The 18438-nt window shown below is 67.3% G+C and carries 16 protein-coding genes; 3 read left to right on the plus strand and 13 right to left on the minus strand.

Annotation, left to right across the window (positions count from 1 at the left end; all coding sequences use genetic code 11):
- Positions 1-3: 3 nt before the first annotated feature.
- Together CJEDD_RS07660 and CJEDD_RS07665 are read left to right on the plus strand one after the other, a co-directional pair.
- Positions 4-693 (plus strand): energy-coupling factor ABC transporter ATP-binding protein, encoded by a 690-nt coding sequence (locus CJEDD_RS07660; protein ID WP_042404600.1) that lies wholly within the window; start codon positions 4-6, stop codon positions 691-693.
- A complete protein-coding gene (locus tag CJEDD_RS07665; RefSeq protein ID WP_042404602.1) occupies positions 690-1295 on the plus strand; it encodes an energy-coupling factor transporter transmembrane component T family protein in 606 nt (201 codons plus the stop codon). The genes CJEDD_RS07660 and CJEDD_RS07665 overlap by 4 nt, the downstream gene beginning before the upstream one ends.
- Positions 1296-1326: 31 nt before the next feature.
- Here the strand turns inward: CJEDD_RS07665 and CJEDD_RS07670 are convergent, their stop codons facing one another.
- The 5 genes from CJEDD_RS07670 to pgsA all read right to left on the minus strand — a co-directional run bounded on the left by CJEDD_RS07670 (position 1327) and on the right by pgsA (position 7819).
- Entirely contained in the window at positions 1327-5169 is a 3843-nt protein-coding gene (locus CJEDD_RS07670) for a lamin tail domain-containing protein (protein WP_198132945.1), read from the minus strand.
- Between the two features lie 219 nt (positions 5170-5388).
- Complete coding sequence (locus tag CJEDD_RS07675) at positions 5389-6249, minus strand: PspA/IM30 family protein (RefSeq protein WP_042404604.1); 861 nt, start codon at positions 6247-6249, stop codon at positions 5389-5391.
- Positions 6250-6318: 69 nt separating this feature from the next.
- Positions 6319-6705: a helix-turn-helix domain-containing protein gene (locus tag CJEDD_RS07680; protein WP_042404605.1), complete on the minus strand. Its 387-nt coding sequence runs from the start codon at positions 6703-6705 to the stop codon at positions 6319-6321.
- A gap of 23 nt (positions 6706-6728) precedes the next feature.
- Positions 6729-7268, minus strand: a complete 540-nt coding sequence (locus CJEDD_RS07685) for a CinA family protein (protein ID WP_042404607.1) — start codon at positions 7266-7268, stop codon at positions 6729-6731.
- Positions 7265-7819, minus strand: a complete 555-nt coding sequence (pgsA, locus tag CJEDD_RS07690; RefSeq protein ID WP_042404609.1) for a CDP-diacylglycerol--glycerol-3-phosphate 3-phosphatidyltransferase — start codon at positions 7817-7819, stop codon at positions 7265-7267. The genes CJEDD_RS07685 and pgsA overlap by 4 nt, the downstream gene beginning before the upstream one ends.
- A gap of 34 nt (positions 7820-7853) precedes the next feature.
- On the opposite strand from pgsA, the gene CJEDD_RS07695 reads away from it, so the two are divergent.
- Positions 7854-8138: a YciI family protein gene (locus CJEDD_RS07695; protein WP_042404611.1), complete on the plus strand. Its 285-nt coding sequence runs from the start codon at positions 7854-7856 to the stop codon at positions 8136-8138.
- A 15-nt stretch (positions 8139-8153) separates the two neighbouring features.
- Here CJEDD_RS07695 and CJEDD_RS07700 read toward each other — a convergent pair whose 3' ends face one another.
- The 8 genes from CJEDD_RS07700 to dapB all read right to left on the minus strand — a co-directional run bounded on the left by CJEDD_RS07700 (position 8154) and on the right by dapB (position 18417).
- Positions 8154-9329, minus strand: a complete 1176-nt coding sequence (locus CJEDD_RS07700; protein WP_042404614.1) for a TerC family protein — start codon at positions 9327-9329, stop codon at positions 8154-8156.
- Positions 9330-9513: 184 nt separating this feature from the next.
- Positions 9514-12627: an FtsK/SpoIIIE family DNA translocase gene (locus tag CJEDD_RS07705; RefSeq protein ID WP_052333681.1), complete on the minus strand. Its 3114-nt coding sequence runs from the start codon at positions 12625-12627 to the stop codon at positions 9514-9516.
- Between the two features lie 67 nt (positions 12628-12694).
- Complete coding sequence (locus CJEDD_RS07710) at positions 12695-13321, minus strand: TIGR03085 family metal-binding protein (RefSeq protein WP_042404618.1); 627 nt, start codon at positions 13319-13321, stop codon at positions 12695-12697.
- Between the two features lie 61 nt (positions 13322-13382).
- On the minus strand, positions 13383-13841 hold the full coding sequence (locus tag CJEDD_RS07715; protein ID WP_042404620.1) for a hypothetical protein: 459 nt from the start codon (positions 13839-13841) through the stop codon (positions 13383-13385).
- A 74-nt stretch (positions 13842-13915) separates the two neighbouring features.
- A complete protein-coding gene (locus tag CJEDD_RS07720) occupies positions 13916-16099 on the minus strand; it encodes a ribonuclease J (protein ID WP_042404622.1) in 2184 nt (727 codons plus the stop codon).
- A gap of 2 nt (positions 16100-16101) precedes the next feature.
- Positions 16102-17010, minus strand: a complete 909-nt coding sequence (gene dapA / locus CJEDD_RS07725; protein WP_042404624.1) for a 4-hydroxy-tetrahydrodipicolinate synthase — start codon at positions 17008-17010, stop codon at positions 16102-16104.
- Between the two features lie 36 nt (positions 17011-17046).
- Positions 17047-17673 carry an FAD-dependent thymidylate synthase gene (locus CJEDD_RS07730; RefSeq protein WP_052333682.1) on the minus strand — a complete coding sequence of 209 codons (627 nt, stop codon included), beginning with the start codon at positions 17671-17673 and terminating at the stop codon, positions 17047-17049.
- Entirely contained in the window at positions 17674-18417 is a 744-nt protein-coding gene (gene dapB, locus CJEDD_RS07735) for a 4-hydroxy-tetrahydrodipicolinate reductase (protein WP_042404626.1), read from the minus strand.
- Positions 18418-18438 lie beyond the last annotated feature (21 nt).

Raw genomic sequence — 18438 nt, forward strand, 5'->3', positions numbered from 1 at the left:
AATATGCCCCTCATCGAGTTCCAGGGCGCGTCCGTCACCTACGACGACGAGACCGTCCTCGCGCCGCTCACTGTGAGCTTGAGCGAGCAGCGCATCGGCATCATCGGGTCGAACGGCTCGGGCAAGTCCACGACCGTGCGCCTCATCAACGGGCTCATCGAGCCCACCACAGGGCAGGTGCTTTACGACGGGCTGTCGCCCCAACGCCACGGCAAGGACATCCGCAAGCGCGTCGGGTTCGTCTTCTCCGACGCCGAGTCTCAGATCGTCATGCCCCGCGTCGCCGACGACGTCGCGTTCTCCCTGCGCCGCTTCAAGCTGCCACGCGATGAGGTGCGCCGGCGCGTAGACGAGGCACTAGCCCGCTTCGACCTCGCCGACCGCGCCGAAAACTCGCCGCACACCCTTTCCGGCGGTGAAAAGCAGATGCTCGCGCTTGCGTCCGTGCTGGTCATCGAGCCGGACACGATCATCGCCGACGAGCCGACGACGCTGCTCGACTTGCGTAACCGCCGCCGCATCGTCCGCGAGCTGATGTCGCTGGAGCAGCAGCTGCTCGTGGTCACGCACGACCTGGACATGCTCCGCGACTTCGACCGCGTGCTGGTCATTGACGACAGCGAGCTCGTCTACGACGGCGCACCCGCCGACGCCGTCGCCTTCTACACCGACCTCATGGACGCGAAACCGTGATCCGCGAACTCCCCCTCGGCGTTTACGTCCCGGGCACGACCCTGCTGCACCGCCTGGATCCCGCGCTCAAGTTCGTGCTGCTCGTGGCGTTCATCGTCGTGGTCACGGCCCTGCCCACGCAGCCCTGGCACGCGGCGGCGGCGTTGGTGTTCGTGCTCGTGCTCTACGCTTGGGCGCGCATCCCCGCGGGGCTGGCGTGGCGCCAACTCGTGCCGCTCCTGCCCGTCCTGGTGTTCCTTGGCGCGTTCATGGCCTGGCAGAACGGCGTGGTGCGTGCGTCGACGCTGCTCATCGGCCTGCTTGCGACCATCGCGGCGGCGAACCTGCTCACCTTGACCACTCCTGTCGAAGAGCTGCTCGCCGCCCTCGACCGCGCGCTCGCCCCCTTCGGGCGCACCGGCGAGCTCATCTCGCTCACCATCGCGCTCACGATCCGCCTCATCCCCCTCACGCTCGCCACCGCGAACGAGGTCCTCGACGCGCGCAAGGCCCGCGGCGTCGGGTTCTCCTTTGCCGCGTTCGTCATCCCGCTCGTCATCCGCTCGGTCCGCCGCGCGAAGATGATGGGTGAGGCGTTGATGGCCCGTGGTGCCGTCGATTAGCAATTGCTTCTCGACGGCACCCGCCACGCGGTTACTTGCTGCTGCCCACCGAGCTGCCCTCGCCGCCGGTGCAGGCGTTGAGGATGGACGCGATCGCCACGATGCCGAGCGCAGCCGCGGCGAGCCCACCGGCTGCCATCTGCACCTGCGGGTCAACCTGCGGGAAGAGCTGGGCGGCCTGCTCCTGGAGCGGGCGGATCGCCTCGGTCAGCTCCGGCGGTAGCGGCAGCTCGATCTGGGTGGCCAAGCCGAGCGGGACCAGCGCCGCGAGCGGGATGAGCCAGCCGGCGATCGCGGCGACGCACTTGCCGTCGAGCGAAGAGCCCGCGGCCTGCGGCACCGTGGTCACGGACGTCACCGTCGCGGGGCTTGCCGCGGTGGTGACCGTCGTGGTGGCGCCCGGGGCCGCGTTGTTGGACCCCGTCGACGGTGCGGCCACGATCTTGAGCTGCTCCACGGTGGTCGCGCCATCGAGCGTGGTGACGATGGTCGCCTCGTACACGCCCGGCTTCTCCACCTTGCCCGCGAGCAGGTGCTTCTCCGCATCGAACTGCAGGCCCGCAGGAAGGTCCTTGACCTCGATGACGGCACCCTCCGCCGCGGGGACCCGGTAGATCACGCGGGTCTCCCCCGCGACAATGCCGGTGAGCGCCGGGGCGACGCGCTCAGTCGTGGACTTCGGCGTGACGGTGTTGATAACCGCCGGGGCCGTCGCGGTCTCCGTGACCGGCTTGCCGACCGTGGTCAGCGTCGGGGTGGTGGTCACCGTCTCGGTGCCGCCCGCAACCGTCTCCGTGACCGGCTCCGCCGTCTTCGTGACAGGCTGGGCGGTCTTGATCTCGGTGATCGTCACCGGCGCAGCGGTGTGCGTCGGCGTCGTGGTGGCCTTCTCGGTCACCGTCGGCGTCGTGGTGACCTTTTCGGTCACCGTCGCCGTCTCCGTGACCGGCTCCGCCGTCTTCGTGACTGGCAGGGCGGTCATGGTCTCGGTGATCGTCACCGGCGCAGCGGTGTGCGTCGGCGTCGTGGTGACCTTCTCGGTCACAGTCGGAACTACAGTGACCGTCTTGGCGGTCGCCGTCTCTGTCACCGTGCTGGCGTCTGCGGTTGCAGTCGGCACCGTCGTCTGCGTCGTCGTCACCGTCGGAGTAGTCGTAACAGCCTTCGCCGTCTCCGTCGTCACCTCAGTCTTCGCCGCCGCCGTAGACGTCGGCACCGTCGTCTGCGTCGCCGTCACCGTCGGAGTAGTCGTAACAGCCTCCGCCGTCTCCGTCGCCACCTCAGTCTTCGCCGCCGCCGTAGACGTCGGCACCGTCGTCTGCGTCGCCGTCACCGTCGGAGTAGTCGTGACAGCCTTCGCCGTCTCCGTCGCCACCGTCGTCTGCGTCGTCGTCACCGTCGGAGTAGTCGTAACAACCTGCGCCGTCTCCGTCGCCACCTCAGTCTTCGCCACCGCCGTGGTCGTCGGCACCGTCGTCTGCGTCGCCGTCACCGTCGGAGTAGTCGTGAAGGTCGTGGGCGTCGTAGTGATGGTCAGCGTCTTCGCGGGATCCGTCACCGTGGCTGTCGGTGTGGTCGTCACAGTCGTCGCCGGAACGACCACGGTCGTAGCCGGAGCAGTGGCGATAGTAGACCCCGAAGTCGTGGTTGCCGGGACGGTTGTCGGCGGCTTGCAGGTCTGCGTGGTTTCGAACGACGCCGCGCGCATCGACGTCTTTCCATCGCTGAACCCATCGTCCGACCACAGGAAGCGCGTAGCTACTGTCTGCTTACCCGCATCGGAGCATTCGCCAAGTTTGGTGTAGGACGCAAACCCTTCGTTCGCGAAGTTCTGCTTCATCCCCTGCGGTCGCTTCTCTGCCCCGCTTACCTCGACAAATTTCGACCCGTCGTATTTGAGCGCGATCGATGCACCCTCACACTTTTCGTCGCACACAACCCTGAGCTCTTTGCTCTCGTTGTTGTAGTCGAGCGCCATCACCTGTTCGAACGGCGCCTTATAACGATCATGTACCTCGACAAAGGATTCGTCAGAATTCAGTTTCACGAAGAGGACTTCACCCGTAGTTTCAACGCCGACCGCGTATGCGTCCAGCTCTGGAATATACGAGATTGCTTCGAGCCCACCGTTGTAGCCGATCAACTGTGTAAACGCGGAAGCCAGATTCCATTCGTGAGTCGCCTTAATGTCACCACTGGATTTGGTCGGGCGGTCGTACCCAAGCACCGAGGGACGGGAGACCCTCGGCTCGTCGCCGTCGCGCTCGGTGGCCACGTAGAGCGCACCACCGGGACCGACGGTCACACCCTCCGCATCGGGCGCACCGTTACCGTCCTTGTAGCGCAGCTGCCACTTCCCGTCAACCGAGTATGTTCGAGAGGCGTCATCGTAGACCAGCTTGTACAACGTGCCCGTCGTGTTGTTCACCACCCAGGCGTTTCCGTCCTCATCGAAGTCGATACCGGAGGTGTCCTCCGCCCGGAAGTCCGCACCAAGGTCAAGGTCGACGATCTCCTGGGGGTCGAACGGCCACTCTTTTTCCGCCCACACAACCTTTTCAATGTTTGGCCCCCCCGGAGTCGGCTTTCCGGTGCCGCGGAATTCACCCGTTCCGTCCGGAATGCGTCCAAGCGATTGGATTTGGTGGGACTTCCAATCCGTGTGATCAACTTCGTTTCCTTTAGCGTCGAAGAGGTGCACCTCGTCCGCGGCACCGAGGCCAAATCCCTTGCCGCCATCGACAGCTAAAGCGTCGACGTAGAACTGTTTGAACTCACCGGGTTGAAGCGTGGTGCCTTTCGGGATGACCACCTGGTGCTTGCTTAGCCCGTCGGAGTCGGTGAGCTTCCACCCAGAGATGTCAACGGGCGTATCGCCCATGTTGTAGAGCTCCACCCAGTCGTCGATGACGTCTTTCGTCGCCACCTCGTTGATAACGACGTTTCCGCTCTTCGACGAGGGCTGCGTGGTGGCGGGTCCGGAGGTGTTTGGCTTTGCGACGTTGTACTCGCCGCGGGAGGACTTGGTGAGCGTACCGAATTCACCCGTGCCATCGGGATTTCTCCCCCAGGGATCGGCGTGCGTTCCAGCAGGCCACGAGGTGATGTCTACAAGGAGACCGTTTGAGTTGAACAGTCTGACCGAGTCTCCCTTGCCAAGCCCGAACCCCTTGCCGCCTCCCGGGACGTTCGTCCCCTGAGTCTCAAAGGTGAATATGCCGCCGGGTTCGATGGTGGTTCCGGCGGGGAACTCGATCACCTCGCTCGTGTCGTCGTTGTCAAGAACGCGCCAGCCTGAAATGTCCACGGCTTTGTCGCTCGTATTGATGAGCTCCACCCAGTCTTGGGGTTTACCCTGAGAATTAACCTCGTTGATCTTGACCACCGAGTCAGCGGCGACCTTGGTGCCTTTCTTCAGCTCGCCGTAATTCGAACCACCGAGTGTTGTCCGAGGTGCAGCGACCATCTCGCCTGTCATGTCCGGGATGCGCGACCATGATGTATCCACATTGCCGTACACGGGGTCCGACGTCCAACTCTGGAAGTCAATGCGCTTCCCCGACGCATTCTTCAACTCGAGACTGTCGTTGCCATCGAGACCGAACCCTGCACTGCCGTCCGGCGCGATGCCGCCCTCTTTGGAGTCCGGGTAAAACACGAAGTATCCGCCGGCCGGAATGATCGTCCCCGCCGGAAACACGATCGGCTTATTGCCCTTGCCGTCGTCACTGTCGAAAATCGTCCAGCCGGCGATGTCGATGTCCTGCGCCCCTTTATTGGCGAGTTCGATCGCATCGCGGCCCTGCGTGGTGACCTCGTTAATGACAATGTCACTGTCAGCTGCAAAAGTGGCCGGCGCACACGCAAACCCCATACCGAGACTGGTAACAGCGAGTGTCGCCAGCACTACCCCGCGTCGGCGCGAAAACCCTGAGTTCATACTCAACACAAATCCTTACAAGATCGGAACTTGAACGAACTCATAGAAAGTACGATCTACAGATTTCCCCAAGAAAAACCACAGGTGAAATCTAGGTTAAAAATTGCATGAAAAACGCCCCAGATTTCACTGGGGCGTTTATGAAGAGGCGCCTTACTCCCCGCGCAACTCGCGCATGCGCTGTGCGACGGCGTCGTCGTTCACCTCGCCGCCGACCGGGCGGGACGCCCCGCCCTGCTCGAAGCCACCCTGAGCAGCGCCACCCTGCTCAATCGCCGGCTTCTGGCCGGAGGTCAGCTCGCCCGCCATCTCGGCGCGAAGTTGCTCGAGGCGACCGTGGCCGGCCATTTGGATGCCCGCCTGCTCGACCTCGGCCATGCGGCCTTGGATGGAGTTTTCCGTCAGCTCGGCGGCGCCGAGTGCGTTGGCGTAGCGGCGCTCGATCTTGTCGCGCACCTGATCCAGGTTCGGGCCCTGGGAGGTGATGGCGTTCATCGACTGCATGGTCTCGTTGACCTTTTCCTGCATCTTGGCCTGCTCCAGCTGGGACAGCAGCTTGGAGCGCTCCGCCACCTGCTGCTGCAGGTGCGCCGCGTTGCGCTCGACGGCCTGCTTGGCCTGCGCGGCCTGCTGCAGCGCCTGGTCGTGCAGCTGCTTCGTGTCCTCGACGCCCTGCTCGGCGGTGACCAGCTGCGCGGCAAACGCCTCGGCGGCGTTCTCGTACTCCTGCGCCTTCTGTGCGTTGCCCTCCGCGCGGGCCTTGTCGGCGAGCTGGAGCGCCTGCTTCGCGTTCGCCTGCAGCTTCTCCACTTCCTCCAGACGGCGGTTCAGCTGCATCTCCAGCTGGCGCTGGTTGCCAATCACGGCCGCAGCCTGCTGGGACAGGGCCTGGTGCTGACGCTGCGCGTCGTTAATCGCCTGCTCAATCTGGACCTTGGGGTCGGCGTTCTCCTCGATCTTGTTGTCGAAGAGGGCCATGAGGTAGTCCCAGAACTTCTTGAACGGATTCGCCATGGTTACAACCGTGACCTTTCATCTAAGCGGTTTTGTCAAACGACAACCACTGTAGTCACGAACCGCGCGCTACGCTTCCGCCGCGGCCGGGGTGGTGCGGGCGAGCTCTTCCGTGAAGGAGTGCATCGACATGTTCGCCACAGCTTCCAGCAACACCTCCGAGACGGTGGTGTCCAGCGCCTCGCACAGCGACGCCAGCAGCTCCGAGGAGACCTCTTTGCGGCCGCGCTCGAGTTCGGAGATGTAGCCGGAAGAGACTCGCGCCTCCTTCGCCAGCTCGCGCAGCGTCACGCCCTTATCGGCGCGGAAGGCGCGCAGCGACATGCCGAGTGCCTCGCGGAACAGCGGCTCGCGCGACGGCGCAGCGGGCGCAGCGGGCGCAGCGGGCGCAGGCTGAGCGGCAGGCGCGGCGGGTAGGTCTACCGGGGTCTGGTACAGCAGTGTCGTTGTGGTCATCAGAGTCTCCAACGAGTAAACGCCTAGTTTTGTTCCCGCACGCCGGAAAGTGCTCCGCGCAGGGCGGCCTCGACGGCGAGTCGGCGCACTTCGTTGCGCTCCCCCGCGAGTACGCGCACCGGCACGGCGGCACCCTCGCGCAGCGCGAAGCGGCTGCAGGAGGCGTCGAGCAGCTCGGCCGCCTGCGAGGACGCTGTCCACTTCGGCCCGGCGAGCCCGATCCACACCGTGCCGGCCGGCACGCCGTCCTGCGCGTCAGGCCCGGCGACGCCGGTGAGCGAGACCGCCCAGTCCGACCCGCACGCACGACGCGCCCCGCGCGCCATCTCGCGAGCCACCGCGGCGGAGACCACCGTCTCGCGCTCAATGGTCTCCGCCGGGACGCCGGCCAGCGCGGTCTTGAGCTCCGGCGAGTACGTCACCAGCCCGCCGACGAGCACATCGGACGCGCCCGGCACCTCCGCGAGCGTCGCCGCGGCGAGGCCGGCGGTGAGGGACTCGCAGAAGGCGATGGTTTGGCGGCGGACACGGAGCTCGTCAATAAGCAACTGCGCTGTGGTCACTGATTCACCTTCCTCGCGTCGATGAGGTACTGCACGCCCGTGACCACGGTGACCGCGGCCGCGACGAGCATGACTACGTACGTCGGCGTGTCCATCCAGCCGGGCAGCGGGCAGAGGTACAGCCCCACCGCGAGGGTCTGCAGCGCGGTCTTGAGCTTGCCGCCTTTCGACGCCGGAACGACCTGCCCGCGGCGCAGCATGGCGAAGCGCCACACGGTGATGCCGAGCTCGCGGATGACGATGACCACCGTCACCCACACCGGCAGCGTGCTCGCGATGTTCAGCGTCACCAGCGCGGTGATCATGAGCGCCTTGTCGGCGATCGGGTCGGCGATTTTGCCGAAGTCGGTGACCAGGCCGCGTGCCCGGGCGATGTCGCCGTCGAGCTTGTCCGTGATCATGAGGGCGACGAAGAGGCCGAACGCCCACCACCAGCGCTGCGAGAGCACCAACCACGCGAAGACGGGGATGAACAGAATCCGCAGCGACGTTAAGACGTTCGGCAGATTCCAATTCGACGGTGCTTGGGCGTTGGTCACGCGCTCCACCATACCCACCCTCCCGCTTCCTCTTAGACTGCCCACCATGAAGTATTTCGCAGCCACGTATACGTACGGGGAGCCTTCGCTTGTCGACGCGACCCGCCCCGCCCACCGCGAATTCATCGCCGGCCAGCTGGCCCTGGGGCGCATCGTCGGGTCCGGCCCGTACGTCGGCACAGAGCAGGCGCTGATTATCCTGCAGCTGCCCGACACCGCCACCGAGGCCGACGCCGCGGACGTGCTCGACCAGGACCCCTACTCCGTGGCCGGGGCGCTCGCCGCGCGGGACATCCGCGAGTGGAACCCGGTGTCCAACATCTTCAGCTAGGCGCTGTTTTAGGCGCTACGCCTTTCGCCCGCCGCGCGGCACGTCGAGGTGCGTCGTGCCGCGCGAGCCGTCCGCCGTGTGGTCACCCTTGCCGGACGTGGCCGGGTCGTCGATCCACTCGATGTGGTGGCCGTGGCGGTCCACCTTGCGACGGTTGCCGTGGTCGTCGTAGTCCACGTGGTACTTCTTCTCGTCGGCTTCTTTCCGCCCCGCGTTCACGTCCGCGCGGTCCTTTGCCAGGGACGCGAGCGCGGTCACCGCGAGCACACCAACGATCACGAGCAGGGACGTCACGGTGCCCACCTCCGGGACGTCGAAACCCTCGCCACCGTTGATGAACGGGAGGCTGTTTTCGTGCAGCGCGTGGAGCAGCAGCTTCACGCCGATGAAGCCGAGGACGACCGCGAGACCGTACGGCAGGTACACAAGCCGGTCGAGCAGCCCGTTGAGCAGGAAGAAGAGCTGGCGCAGGCCGAGCAGCGCGAACGCGTTCGCGGTGAACACGAGGAACGATTCCTGCGTGATGCCGTAGATGGCCGGGATGGAGTCGAACGCGAACATCACGTCGATGAAGCCGATGGACAGCAGCGCCACGAACAGCGGGGTGACCGCCTTCTTGCCACCCTCCGTTGTCGAGACCAGGCTGTCGCCGTGGTACGACTTCGTCACCGGGATGACCCGGCGCAGCGTCTTCACCACAAACATGTCGTTCGGGTCGTCCGCCTCCGCGTCGGTCACCTCGTCGACCACCAGCTTGATCGCGGTGTAGATGAGGAACGCGGCGAAGAGGTAGAACACGTCCGACCACGCCTCGATGATCACCGCGCCGAGCAAGATGAACACCAGACGGCAGATCAGCGCGATGACGATGCCGATGAGCAGCACCTTCTGCTGGTACGCCCGGGGGATCTTGAACGCCCCCATGATCAGCGCGAACACGAAGAGGTTGTCAACGCTCAGCGACAGCTCGGTGATGTAGCCGGTGAAGAACTGCACGGCGTGGTCGCCGTCCCACAGCGCCCATACGACGCCGCCGAACAGCGCCGCCATCGCCGCGTAGAACAGCGCCCACCCGCCGGCCTCCTTCATCGTCGGCTCGTGCGGCGTGCGCACGTGCGAGACGAAGTCGAAGACGAAGAATCCCAGGATCACCACCGAGGTGATCAGCCATACGTACAGGGGCACATGCATATGTAAAACCTCCGGTCAGAGTTACAGAGACGACCGGAGGTCTCCCCCACCGCGTGGGCTGTCCGGACCGGGGCCATTGCGTATCGACGGCTCCGTGCTGACGGTCCTGGACACTTCCGGGGTACTCCCCTCCAAGCGTGTTTCACCCTACACGATTCGGGCGGCCCCGCCCCGCCGACGCCCCCTAGAACGCGCCGCCGGTCGGGTTATACGTGGCGGTGACAGTCTTGGTGTCGCCCCCGCCGGCGCCACCCGCAGCGCCGCCCTCCGCGCCAGCATCCGAGGCGATGTCGCTGGGGTCGCCGAAGGAGGCGTCGTCAAGCGAAGGCTCCTTGGGCGCCTCCGCGGGGTCCGCGCCCTTGATCATCCAGATGATGGTGTCCAGCTCCTCGGGTTTGACCAGCACCTCGCGCGCTTTCGAGCCCTCGGACGGGCCGACGACGCCGCGCGACTCCATGAGGTCCATGAGGCGGCCGGCCTTGGCGAAGCCGATGCGCAGCTTGCGCTGGAGCATCGACGTCGAGCCGAGCTGCGAGGTGACCACGAGCTCGACGGCCTCGAGGAGGTCGTCCATGTCCTTGCCGATGTCGTCGTCGATGACCTTGGCCTCGGCCTGCTTGTCCTCCGTGACGCCCTCAACGTAGTCCGGCTCATCCTGCGACTTCGCTGCCTCGACGACGGCCTGGATCTCCTCGTCGGTGACGAACGCGCCTTGGAGGCGCTGCGGCTTTCCGGCGCCCTGGGGGATGAACAGGCCGTCGCCCATGCCGATGAGCTTTTCGGCGCCGCCCTGGTCGAGGATGACGCGCGAGTCCGTCAGCGACGACGTCGCGAAGGCCAAACGGGATGGCACGTTCGTCTTGATCAAGCCGGTGACCACGTCGACGGACGGGCGCTGCGTCGCCAGTACGAGGTGGATGCCGGCCGCGCGCGCCTTTTGGGTGATGCGGACAATGGATTCCTCGATCTCCTTCGGCGCCGTCATCATGAGGTCGGCGAGCTCGTCGACGACGCATACGATGAACGGATACGGGCGCATCTCGCGCTCGGAGCCCGGCGGGGCCACCAGCTCGCCGGAGCGGACCTTGCGGTTGAAGTCCTTGATGTGGCGCACGCGCGCGGACTTCATGTCCATGTAGCGCTGCTCCATCTCCTCGACGAGCCACTGCAGCGCGGCCGCCGCCTTCTTCGGCTGGGTGATAATCGGCGTGATCAGGTGCGGAATGCCCTCGTACGGGGTGAGCTCCACCATCTTCGGGTCGACGAGGATGAGGCGGACCTCCTCCGGCGTCGCGCGGGTGAGCAGCGAGACGAGCATCGAGTTCACGAACGCCGACTTACCGGAGCCGGTCGAGCCGGCCACGAGCAGGTGCGGCATCTTCTGGATCGAGCTGGCGATGAACTCGCCCTCGATATCCTTGCCCAGCCCGATGAGCATCGGGTCGTCCTGCGCCGCCACCTTCGGCGCGTCGAGTACGTCGCGAAGGCGCACCATCTCGCGGTCGGCGTTGGGCACCTCGATGCCCACGGCCGACTTGCCAGGGATCGGGGTAAGCAGGCGCACGTTGTCCGTCGCCACGGCGTACGCGAGGTTCGATTGCAGGTTCGTGATCTTCGAGACCTTCACGCCCGGGCCGAGCTCGACCTCGTAGCGCGTCACTGTCGGCCCGCGCGAGAACCCGGTGACCTGCGCGTTGACGTTGAACTCCTCGAAGACGTCCGTGATCGCCTCGATCATCCGGTCGTTCGCCTCGGTGCGCGTCTTCGGCGCGGCGCCGGGGATGAGCAGGTCCGTCGACGGCAGCGTATAGTCGCCCTGCGGGATCTTGCGCACCTTTTGCGCCGGCTTCTCCAGCTCGGACTTCGGCGTCGTCGCCGGGATCTTCGACGCGTCGATGCCCGAGCGCGCCGCGATCGCCTTCGCCATCTGCTCGCGGGAGCTGGCCACGGCGTCGGGGGCAGTTGCTTCTCGACGTTCACCCTCCGGCTCGCGTTCTCCCCGCTCGATGACGCGCGTCTCGTTGTCCCGCACGGGGCGGCGCTTCGCCGGGGCCGGACGCGAAACCGCCGTGGTCGGCGCCTCGGGGGCGGCGGCGGGCTGGGCCGGCGCGGCGTCGTCGAGGTCGGCGTCCAGGTCGGTGGCGCCGCCGAGGTCAATGTCGCCGTCGAGGTCGACCTCGTCGGCGAAGTCGAACAGCTCGTCATCGCCGCGGTCGGTCTCGTTCGTGGGGTAGCTCTCCATCGGCGTCGGGCGGCGGCGCGGCGGACGGGCCGGGCGCTCGGCCCGGAAGTTGCGCGCGGGGCGCGGCGCCGGTGCAGTCGCAGTTGCCGTGGCGGAGCGTCGCTCGCGGCCGTCCGCGATGTCGTCGAGGTCGTCCGATACGTGTGCGTAGGGGTCCGAGTCCTCGTCCGCGTCCGCCGCGCCCCCGGACCGGAACCCGGCGAACATCCCGATCGCGAGGCCCTTGACGTAGTCGTACGCCTCGCGCACCGTGATGCCCGTGGCCTTGAGGGCGCCGTAGACGATGATGAGGCTAAGCAGCGGCACCGCGATGTACGCGGAGAACCCGGCGGCGAGCAGACCGCCGGTGAACGCACCGATCACGCCGCCGGCGGTCTTGCGCTCCGACCACGCCGAGGGGTTTCCGGCGAAGACGTGAACGAGCCCGAGCATGCCGAGCGCGATGATGCTAAATCCGAGCGTGACGCGGGCGCGCACCTCGTCGCTCGCGCGCACGTTGAGCATGAGCGCAAGCGCCACGCCCACAAGGACGACGGGCAGGATGAGCGCGCCCGCGCCGATGAGCCAGTGCGTCCCCGTGGAGATGAGGTCGCCGACCGGCCCCGCCACGTCGAACCACACGGAGCCGCCGATCACGGCGGCGAGGCCGATGAGGATGAGGCCCCACGCGTCGGCGTGGGTCTCGAACGTGCTCGGGCCCCCGTTGCCAAACCGGGGCTCGCGGGGTGCGCGCTCCTCGGCCTCCTCCTCGCGGGGTGCACGGCGGCCGCGGCGCTCGCGCGGGGCGTCGTCGTCACGCTCGGGCTCGAAGAAATCCTCGTGTTCCTCGGGTTCGTGGTCGCGGCGGAAGAACGCGCCGACGCCGCGCGCTGCGGCGCCGAGCGAGCTGCCCACGGCCTTGTAGGCGGAGCCGACGCGCTCGTCGGCGGTGTCGGCGGCGACGTTGGAGGATGTCGGCGGGTGCGTCATCGACACCGGACCGCCGTAGCGGGTGCCGTCCGCCGGGCGGCGGGAGGGAGACCGAGACGAGCGCGGTGCGGTGTTTTTGACAGACATGGGTGTAACTCTAACGCCTTAAGTCACATTTTCCCCATACGCCACACCGGCGCGCGCCGGTCAAGCGCTACATCTTGACAGTGAAGTCTTTGCACGCGTCTACCGCGCCGGACTTCTCCACCTCGACGGCGTCGCGCCCCGACACCCAGAGCAGCAGCTCCCCCGGCTCACCGGCGACGCGCAGTACGTTGTCCCCACGCTCGGCCACACCGGCCTTGTCCCCCAGCGTGGCCGGCGGCATGTCCGGCGGGGTGAGGATCACGGGCACGGGCGCCTTGCGCAGCGTCATTCGCCCGAAGCGCTTCGCCAGCGCGAAAAGCTCCTCGTTCACCGCCCGGGAAAATTCGCGCGGCGCCACCACTCCCCCGCCGCGACGCACGTCCTCGTGGTGGATGAAGTGCTCGGAGGTGTTCATCGCAGTGTTGAGCGGCTTCAGCCACACCGGTGGGCCGGCTGCCCACTCGCGCACGACATCCTCGTACGGGCGGGCCATCTGCTTCTCGGTCTCTTTCTCCGTCACGCCCGAGAGCGCGTCGACGAAGATGCCGGGCGCCGCGGCGGGCTTGGACTCGCGGATGAGCAGGTGCACCGCGAGGTCGCGTGTCACCCAGCCCTCGTTCAGCGTCGGCGCATCCGGGCCGACCTCGAGGAAGAGCTCGGCGAGGCGTTCACGTTCTTTCTGCGCAAAAGACATGCGCCCGAGCTTAGCCCCGCGGCACGGTGTGGTGCGGCGGGGCGGGGTGGTGAACTGCGTGCTACATCGACGCGGGCAGGATGCCCGCGTTCCACGCGACCGCGAAGATCTTGGCGTACAGGTCGTTGAGCACCCGAATCACCGGGGCGAACGCTGCCCACACCGGGTCGGTGGTGACCACGCGGCCCGCCGGCCCGTAGCCGAGGTCGGTCACCGTCTTCCCCTCGACGTAGCACCCACCAAACCCGCCCTTGTAATGCATGCAGAGAATCTGATCAGCGTCGAAGCGCCCCAGCACCCGGATGGCGCCATCGCCTCCGTGGAAGAAGTCCTTGTCCCCCGGCCGCACCACGTCGTAGCTCAGCCAAGAGCCGGTGTAGCCGGGATCGTAAGGCACCGTGGTTCCCGGCTGCAGCTCGTGGACCCGCTCCGCCGCGCCCGCCGCGGGTAGGACGCCGGGGGCGGTGGCAACGGCGGTGGCGAGGGCGACAAGGGTGAGCGCTGGTTGTGAAGGTCTCATATCCCTTACATCACGAAAGGCAGGGCCGCCGTTACGGTGGCCCTGCCGAAGGAGCGTCGAGAAGCGAACTGCTCCTAGCGCGACTCGCGCGTCGCCGCGATCTCGTCGTCGGAGGCGGCGTGGTTGTCCGAGGACATCGGCACCACCGTCGGGAGGATCACCGGCTGGCGCTTGTAGTTCTGCTCGATCGCGCGCGAGACCTTGCGGCGGATCTGCTGCACCATGCGGAACGGGTCGTTCTCGCCCTCGGCGGCGAGGTCGCCCATGACGGCCTCGACGCCCTCGACGACCTTCTTGTTGAAGTCGCGGTCGTCGTCGGAGTAACCCGTGGTGGACACCTGCGGGGCTTCGAGCAGGCGGCCCGTGCGGTCGTCGATAACGCAGGTGATGGACACGACACCGCCGGAGGCGAGCGAGGTGCGGTCGGCGAGCACGTCCGGGTCGACATCGCCCATGGTCGTGCCGTCGACGTAGAGCTGGCCCACCTGGTACTGGCCCGCGACCTTGATCTGGCCCTTGTGCATGTCCACGACCACGCCGTTCTGGGCGAGCGCGGTGTTCGACGGCTTCACGCCGGTGGAGATCGCGAGCTCCTTGTTCGCGCGCATGTGGCGCCACTCGCCGTGCACCGGCATCGCGTTGCGCGGGCGCGCCGCGTTGTAGAGCGCGAGCAGCTCGCCCGCGTAGCCGTGGCCGGACGCGTGGACGTGCGCCTCGGAGTTCGTGATCACGTTCGCGCCGATCTGGGCGAGGTTGTTGATCACGGCGAAGACGGCCTCCTCGTTACCCGGGATGAGCGAGGACGACAGGATGATCGTGTCGCCGTCGTGGATGGTGATCTGGCGGTGCTCGCGGCGCGACATGCGCGACAGCGCCGCCATCGGCTCACCCTGGGTGCCGGTGGTGATGAGCACCGTCTTGTGCGGCGCCATCTTCGCGGCCTCCTCGATCGGGATAATCGTGCCCTTCGGCGCCTTGAGCAGGTTCATCTTCTCGGCGATCTCCATGTTGCGCAGCATGGAGCGGCCGTTGAACGCCACCTTGCGGTTGTTGGCCACGGCGGCGTTGACCGCCATCTGCACGCGCGAGACATTCGAGGCAAACGACGCGATGACCACGCGCTGGCGCGCGCCCGCGACTAGCCGGGTGAGCGTCTCCTCGATGCCGGCCTCTGAGGCGGAGATGCCCGGGATGGTGGCGTTCGTGGAGTCGCACATGAACAGGTCGATGCCCTCGTCGCCGTAGCGGGCCAGGGCCGGGATGTCCGTCGGCTTGCCGTCGTACGGGGTCTGGTCCACCTTGATGTCGCCGGTCATCACCACGTGGCCAGCGCCCGTCTTAATCGAGAGGCCGAGGCACTCGGGGATGGAGTGGCCGACGTGCCAGAAGCGCAGGCGGAACGGGCCGACAGTGACCTCGGAGTCCTTGTTCACGTCGTGCAGCTTCGGGCGCTGGCGGTGCTCCTGCGTCTTCGCGGCGATGAGCGCGTTGGTGAACTTCGAGGAGTAGATCGGGATGTCGTTGCGCAGCTTGAGCAGCCACGGGATCGCGCCGATGTGGTCCTCGTGGCCGTGGGTGACCACGAGCGCGTCGACCTTGTCCAGCTTGTTCTCGATCGGCCCGAAGTCCGGCAGCACGAGGTCCACGCCCGGCTCGTCCGAGTTCGGGAACAGCACGCCACAGTCCACGATGAGCAGGCGCCCGTTGTACTCGAAGACCGTCATGTTGCGGCCGATCTCCGAGATGCCGCCGAGCGCGTAGATGCGCAGCGTGTCCTTGGCCAGCTTCGCCGGGGCGGGCAGGCGCTTCGTCAGGTCCGCGCCCTGCATGGACTTCACCGGGTTGCGGCGCCCGCCGCCGTTGCCGCCGCGGCCGTGGCCGCCGTTGCCGTTACCGCGGCCCTCGCCGCCGTGGCCGCCGTTGCCGTTACCGCGGCCACCGTTGCCCCGGCCGCGACCGCGGCGCCGGCTGCGGCCACCCCCGTTGCCGCTGTCGTTGCCGTTGTCGCGGCCGTTGCCGTTGTCGTTGCCGCCGTTGTCTCGGCCGCCGTTGTCGTTGCCGCCGTTGTCGGCGCGGACCTCGGCGGCGCCAGCACCGGCACCGGCACCGGCACCGGCGCCAGCGTCGCCGCCGTCACCGGCGCCCGGGCGCTCGATCGGCGCTGCCTCCGGTGCCTGGAACACGGGCTGCTGGTCGGACGCCTCCGGCGGTCCAGCCTTTCGCGTCACCTTGCGTGCGCGATTGCGGGGTTCGTTCATATCTATAGGACTCCAGCCTTCTTCATCTCGTCGCGGAGCCGCTCGACCTGCTCGTCGGTGGCTGCAGCCACCGGCAGGCGCGGGTCTCCCACGTCGATGCCCTGCAGTCGCAGGGCTGCCTTTGCGAATGTCACGCCGCCGAGCGCGCCCTGTTGGCGCGCCAGCAGGTTGAGCGTGGTGGCGTTGATCTCCCGCGCACGGGCGAGGTCGCCGGCCTCGAATGCGTTCACTAGTTCCCGCAGGGCCCGTGGGGCGGCGTGCCCCACCACCGAGATGACGCCGGTCGCGCCGGCCGCCAGCCACGGCAGGTTCAGCGGGTCGTCGCCCGAGTACCAGACCAGACCCGTCTCGTGCATGAGCGCCGCGGCCTCGAGGAAATCGCCCTTCGCGTCCTTCATCGCCTGGATCGTGGGCACCTCCGCCAGGCGGCGGACGGTGTCCGGAGCGATGGCGATGCCGGAGCGGCCCGGGATGTCGTACAGGCAGACGGGCAGGTCGGTCGCTTGGGCCACCGCCTCGAAGTGCGCGTACACGCCTTCCTGCGAGGGCTTGGAGTAGTACGGGGTGACCACCAGCAGGCCGTCCGCCCCCGCCTCCTGCGCGGCCTTCGCCATCGCAACCGCGTGCCGGGTGTTGTTCGACCCGGCACCGGCGACGATGCGGGCGTTATCCCCCACCTCGTCGCGCACGGCGCGCAGCAGCGCGACCTTCTCTTCGTCCGTCGTCGTCGGGGATTCGCCCGTCGTGCCCGCGAGCACTAGTGAATCGATTCCGTTTTCTACCAAGTGGGCAGCGAGATCGCGTCCTGCGCCGAGGTCGAGTTCACCGTCGGAATCAAACGGCGTGACCATAGCGACGCAAACGGAGCCGAAGATATCGGCGCCTCGATCAGCTTTCAGTGATGTGCCCATGGGCAAGTAGGATACCTGCCCACTCAGCGCAATTGCTTATCGACGGCCTTCGGCGCCCAAATCGCCAAACAGCCGCGGCGCCTCGCCCCGCATGACCTTGAGTACCGCTTCCGCCACCGCGCGGGTCTCCTCGTGCTCGTACGGCCCATCGTGGTCCGCCACGAACTCCCGCCACGCGCGGTAGGACCCGGAGGCCACGGCCTGGACCGCGGCCGCGGCGGGCGCGAGCGCGCGCACCGCCTCCGCCGCGCGCTTGCGCCGCAGCAGCGCGTTCGCCTCCCCGGCGAGCTGCTCCTCCACTGCGGCGCCGAGCTCCCCCTGCACGAAGTGAATGTCTTCCACCGCGGTGCGGAACATGCGCGCGAGCTCCTCGTCCCCGGCGATAACCGCCGGCACGACGAACCCCTCGTCCGCGCGCAGGGTGACGTGCAGCCCGGGCGCGGCCTCGAGGGCGTGGGCCGCGTCGCGCGAGATCCCCCGGATGTGCAGGCTCGCCCCGGCGTGGTCGAGCAGGCCGGTGCGGTCGTCGTCGATAAGCGAATGCAACAGCCCCTCCGGCGCGATGTCGGACAAGGCGGCGTGCGCGATGGTGGCCTCGCCGTCCGTCATGCCCTCCGGGCCGGGGATGCGCAGCGACGTCGCGGCGACGAGTTGCACCCGCATCTACAGCCCGAGGTATTCGTCGAGGCCGATGGTCAGGCCCGGGTGGTTCGCCACCTCGCGCACGCCGGTGAGCACCCCCGGGACAAAAGACTCGCGGCCGTAGGAGTCCTGCCGGATCGTCAGCGACTGGTCGGTGGTGCCGAAGATGACCTCCTCGTGCGCCACCATGCCCTGCATGCGCACGGCGTGCACCGGCACCCCGTCGACGTCGGCGCCGCGCGCGCCGTCGAGCGCCTGCTCGGTCTTGTCCGGCATCGCGGGCATGTTCGCTTCTCGACGAGCCTCCGCAATCCCCTGCGCCGTCTTCACCGCCGTGCCGCTCGGCGCGTCGAGCTTATTCGGGTGGTGGAACTCGACGACCTCGGCAGACTCGAAGAACGGCGCGGCCTGGCGGGCGAACGCCATGGTGAGCACGGCCGAGATGGCGAAGTTCGGGGCGATGAGCACGCCGACGCCCTCGTTGGCGGCGCACCAGTCGCGCACTTGCTGGTAGCGCTCGTCGTCGAAGCCGGTCGTGCCCACGACGCAGTGGATGCCGTGGTTGATGCAGAACTCGAGGTTGCCCATCACCGCGCCCGGGGTGGTGAAGTCCACGATGGCGTCCACCTTGGCGTCGAGAAGCTGCTGCAGCTCGTCGCCGCTGCCGATCTCGGCGGCGAGCTCGAGGTCCTCCTCCTTGTTCACCCCGGCGACGACCGCCGAGCCGACCCGGCCCTTGGCGCCCAACACTCCGACCTTCAACATGCGCGTCCTTTCTGTTTGCGT

This window comes from Corynebacterium jeddahense (assembly GCF_028609865.1).
Classification (GTDB): domain Bacteria; phylum Actinomycetota; class Actinomycetes; order Mycobacteriales; family Mycobacteriaceae; genus Corynebacterium; species Corynebacterium jeddahense.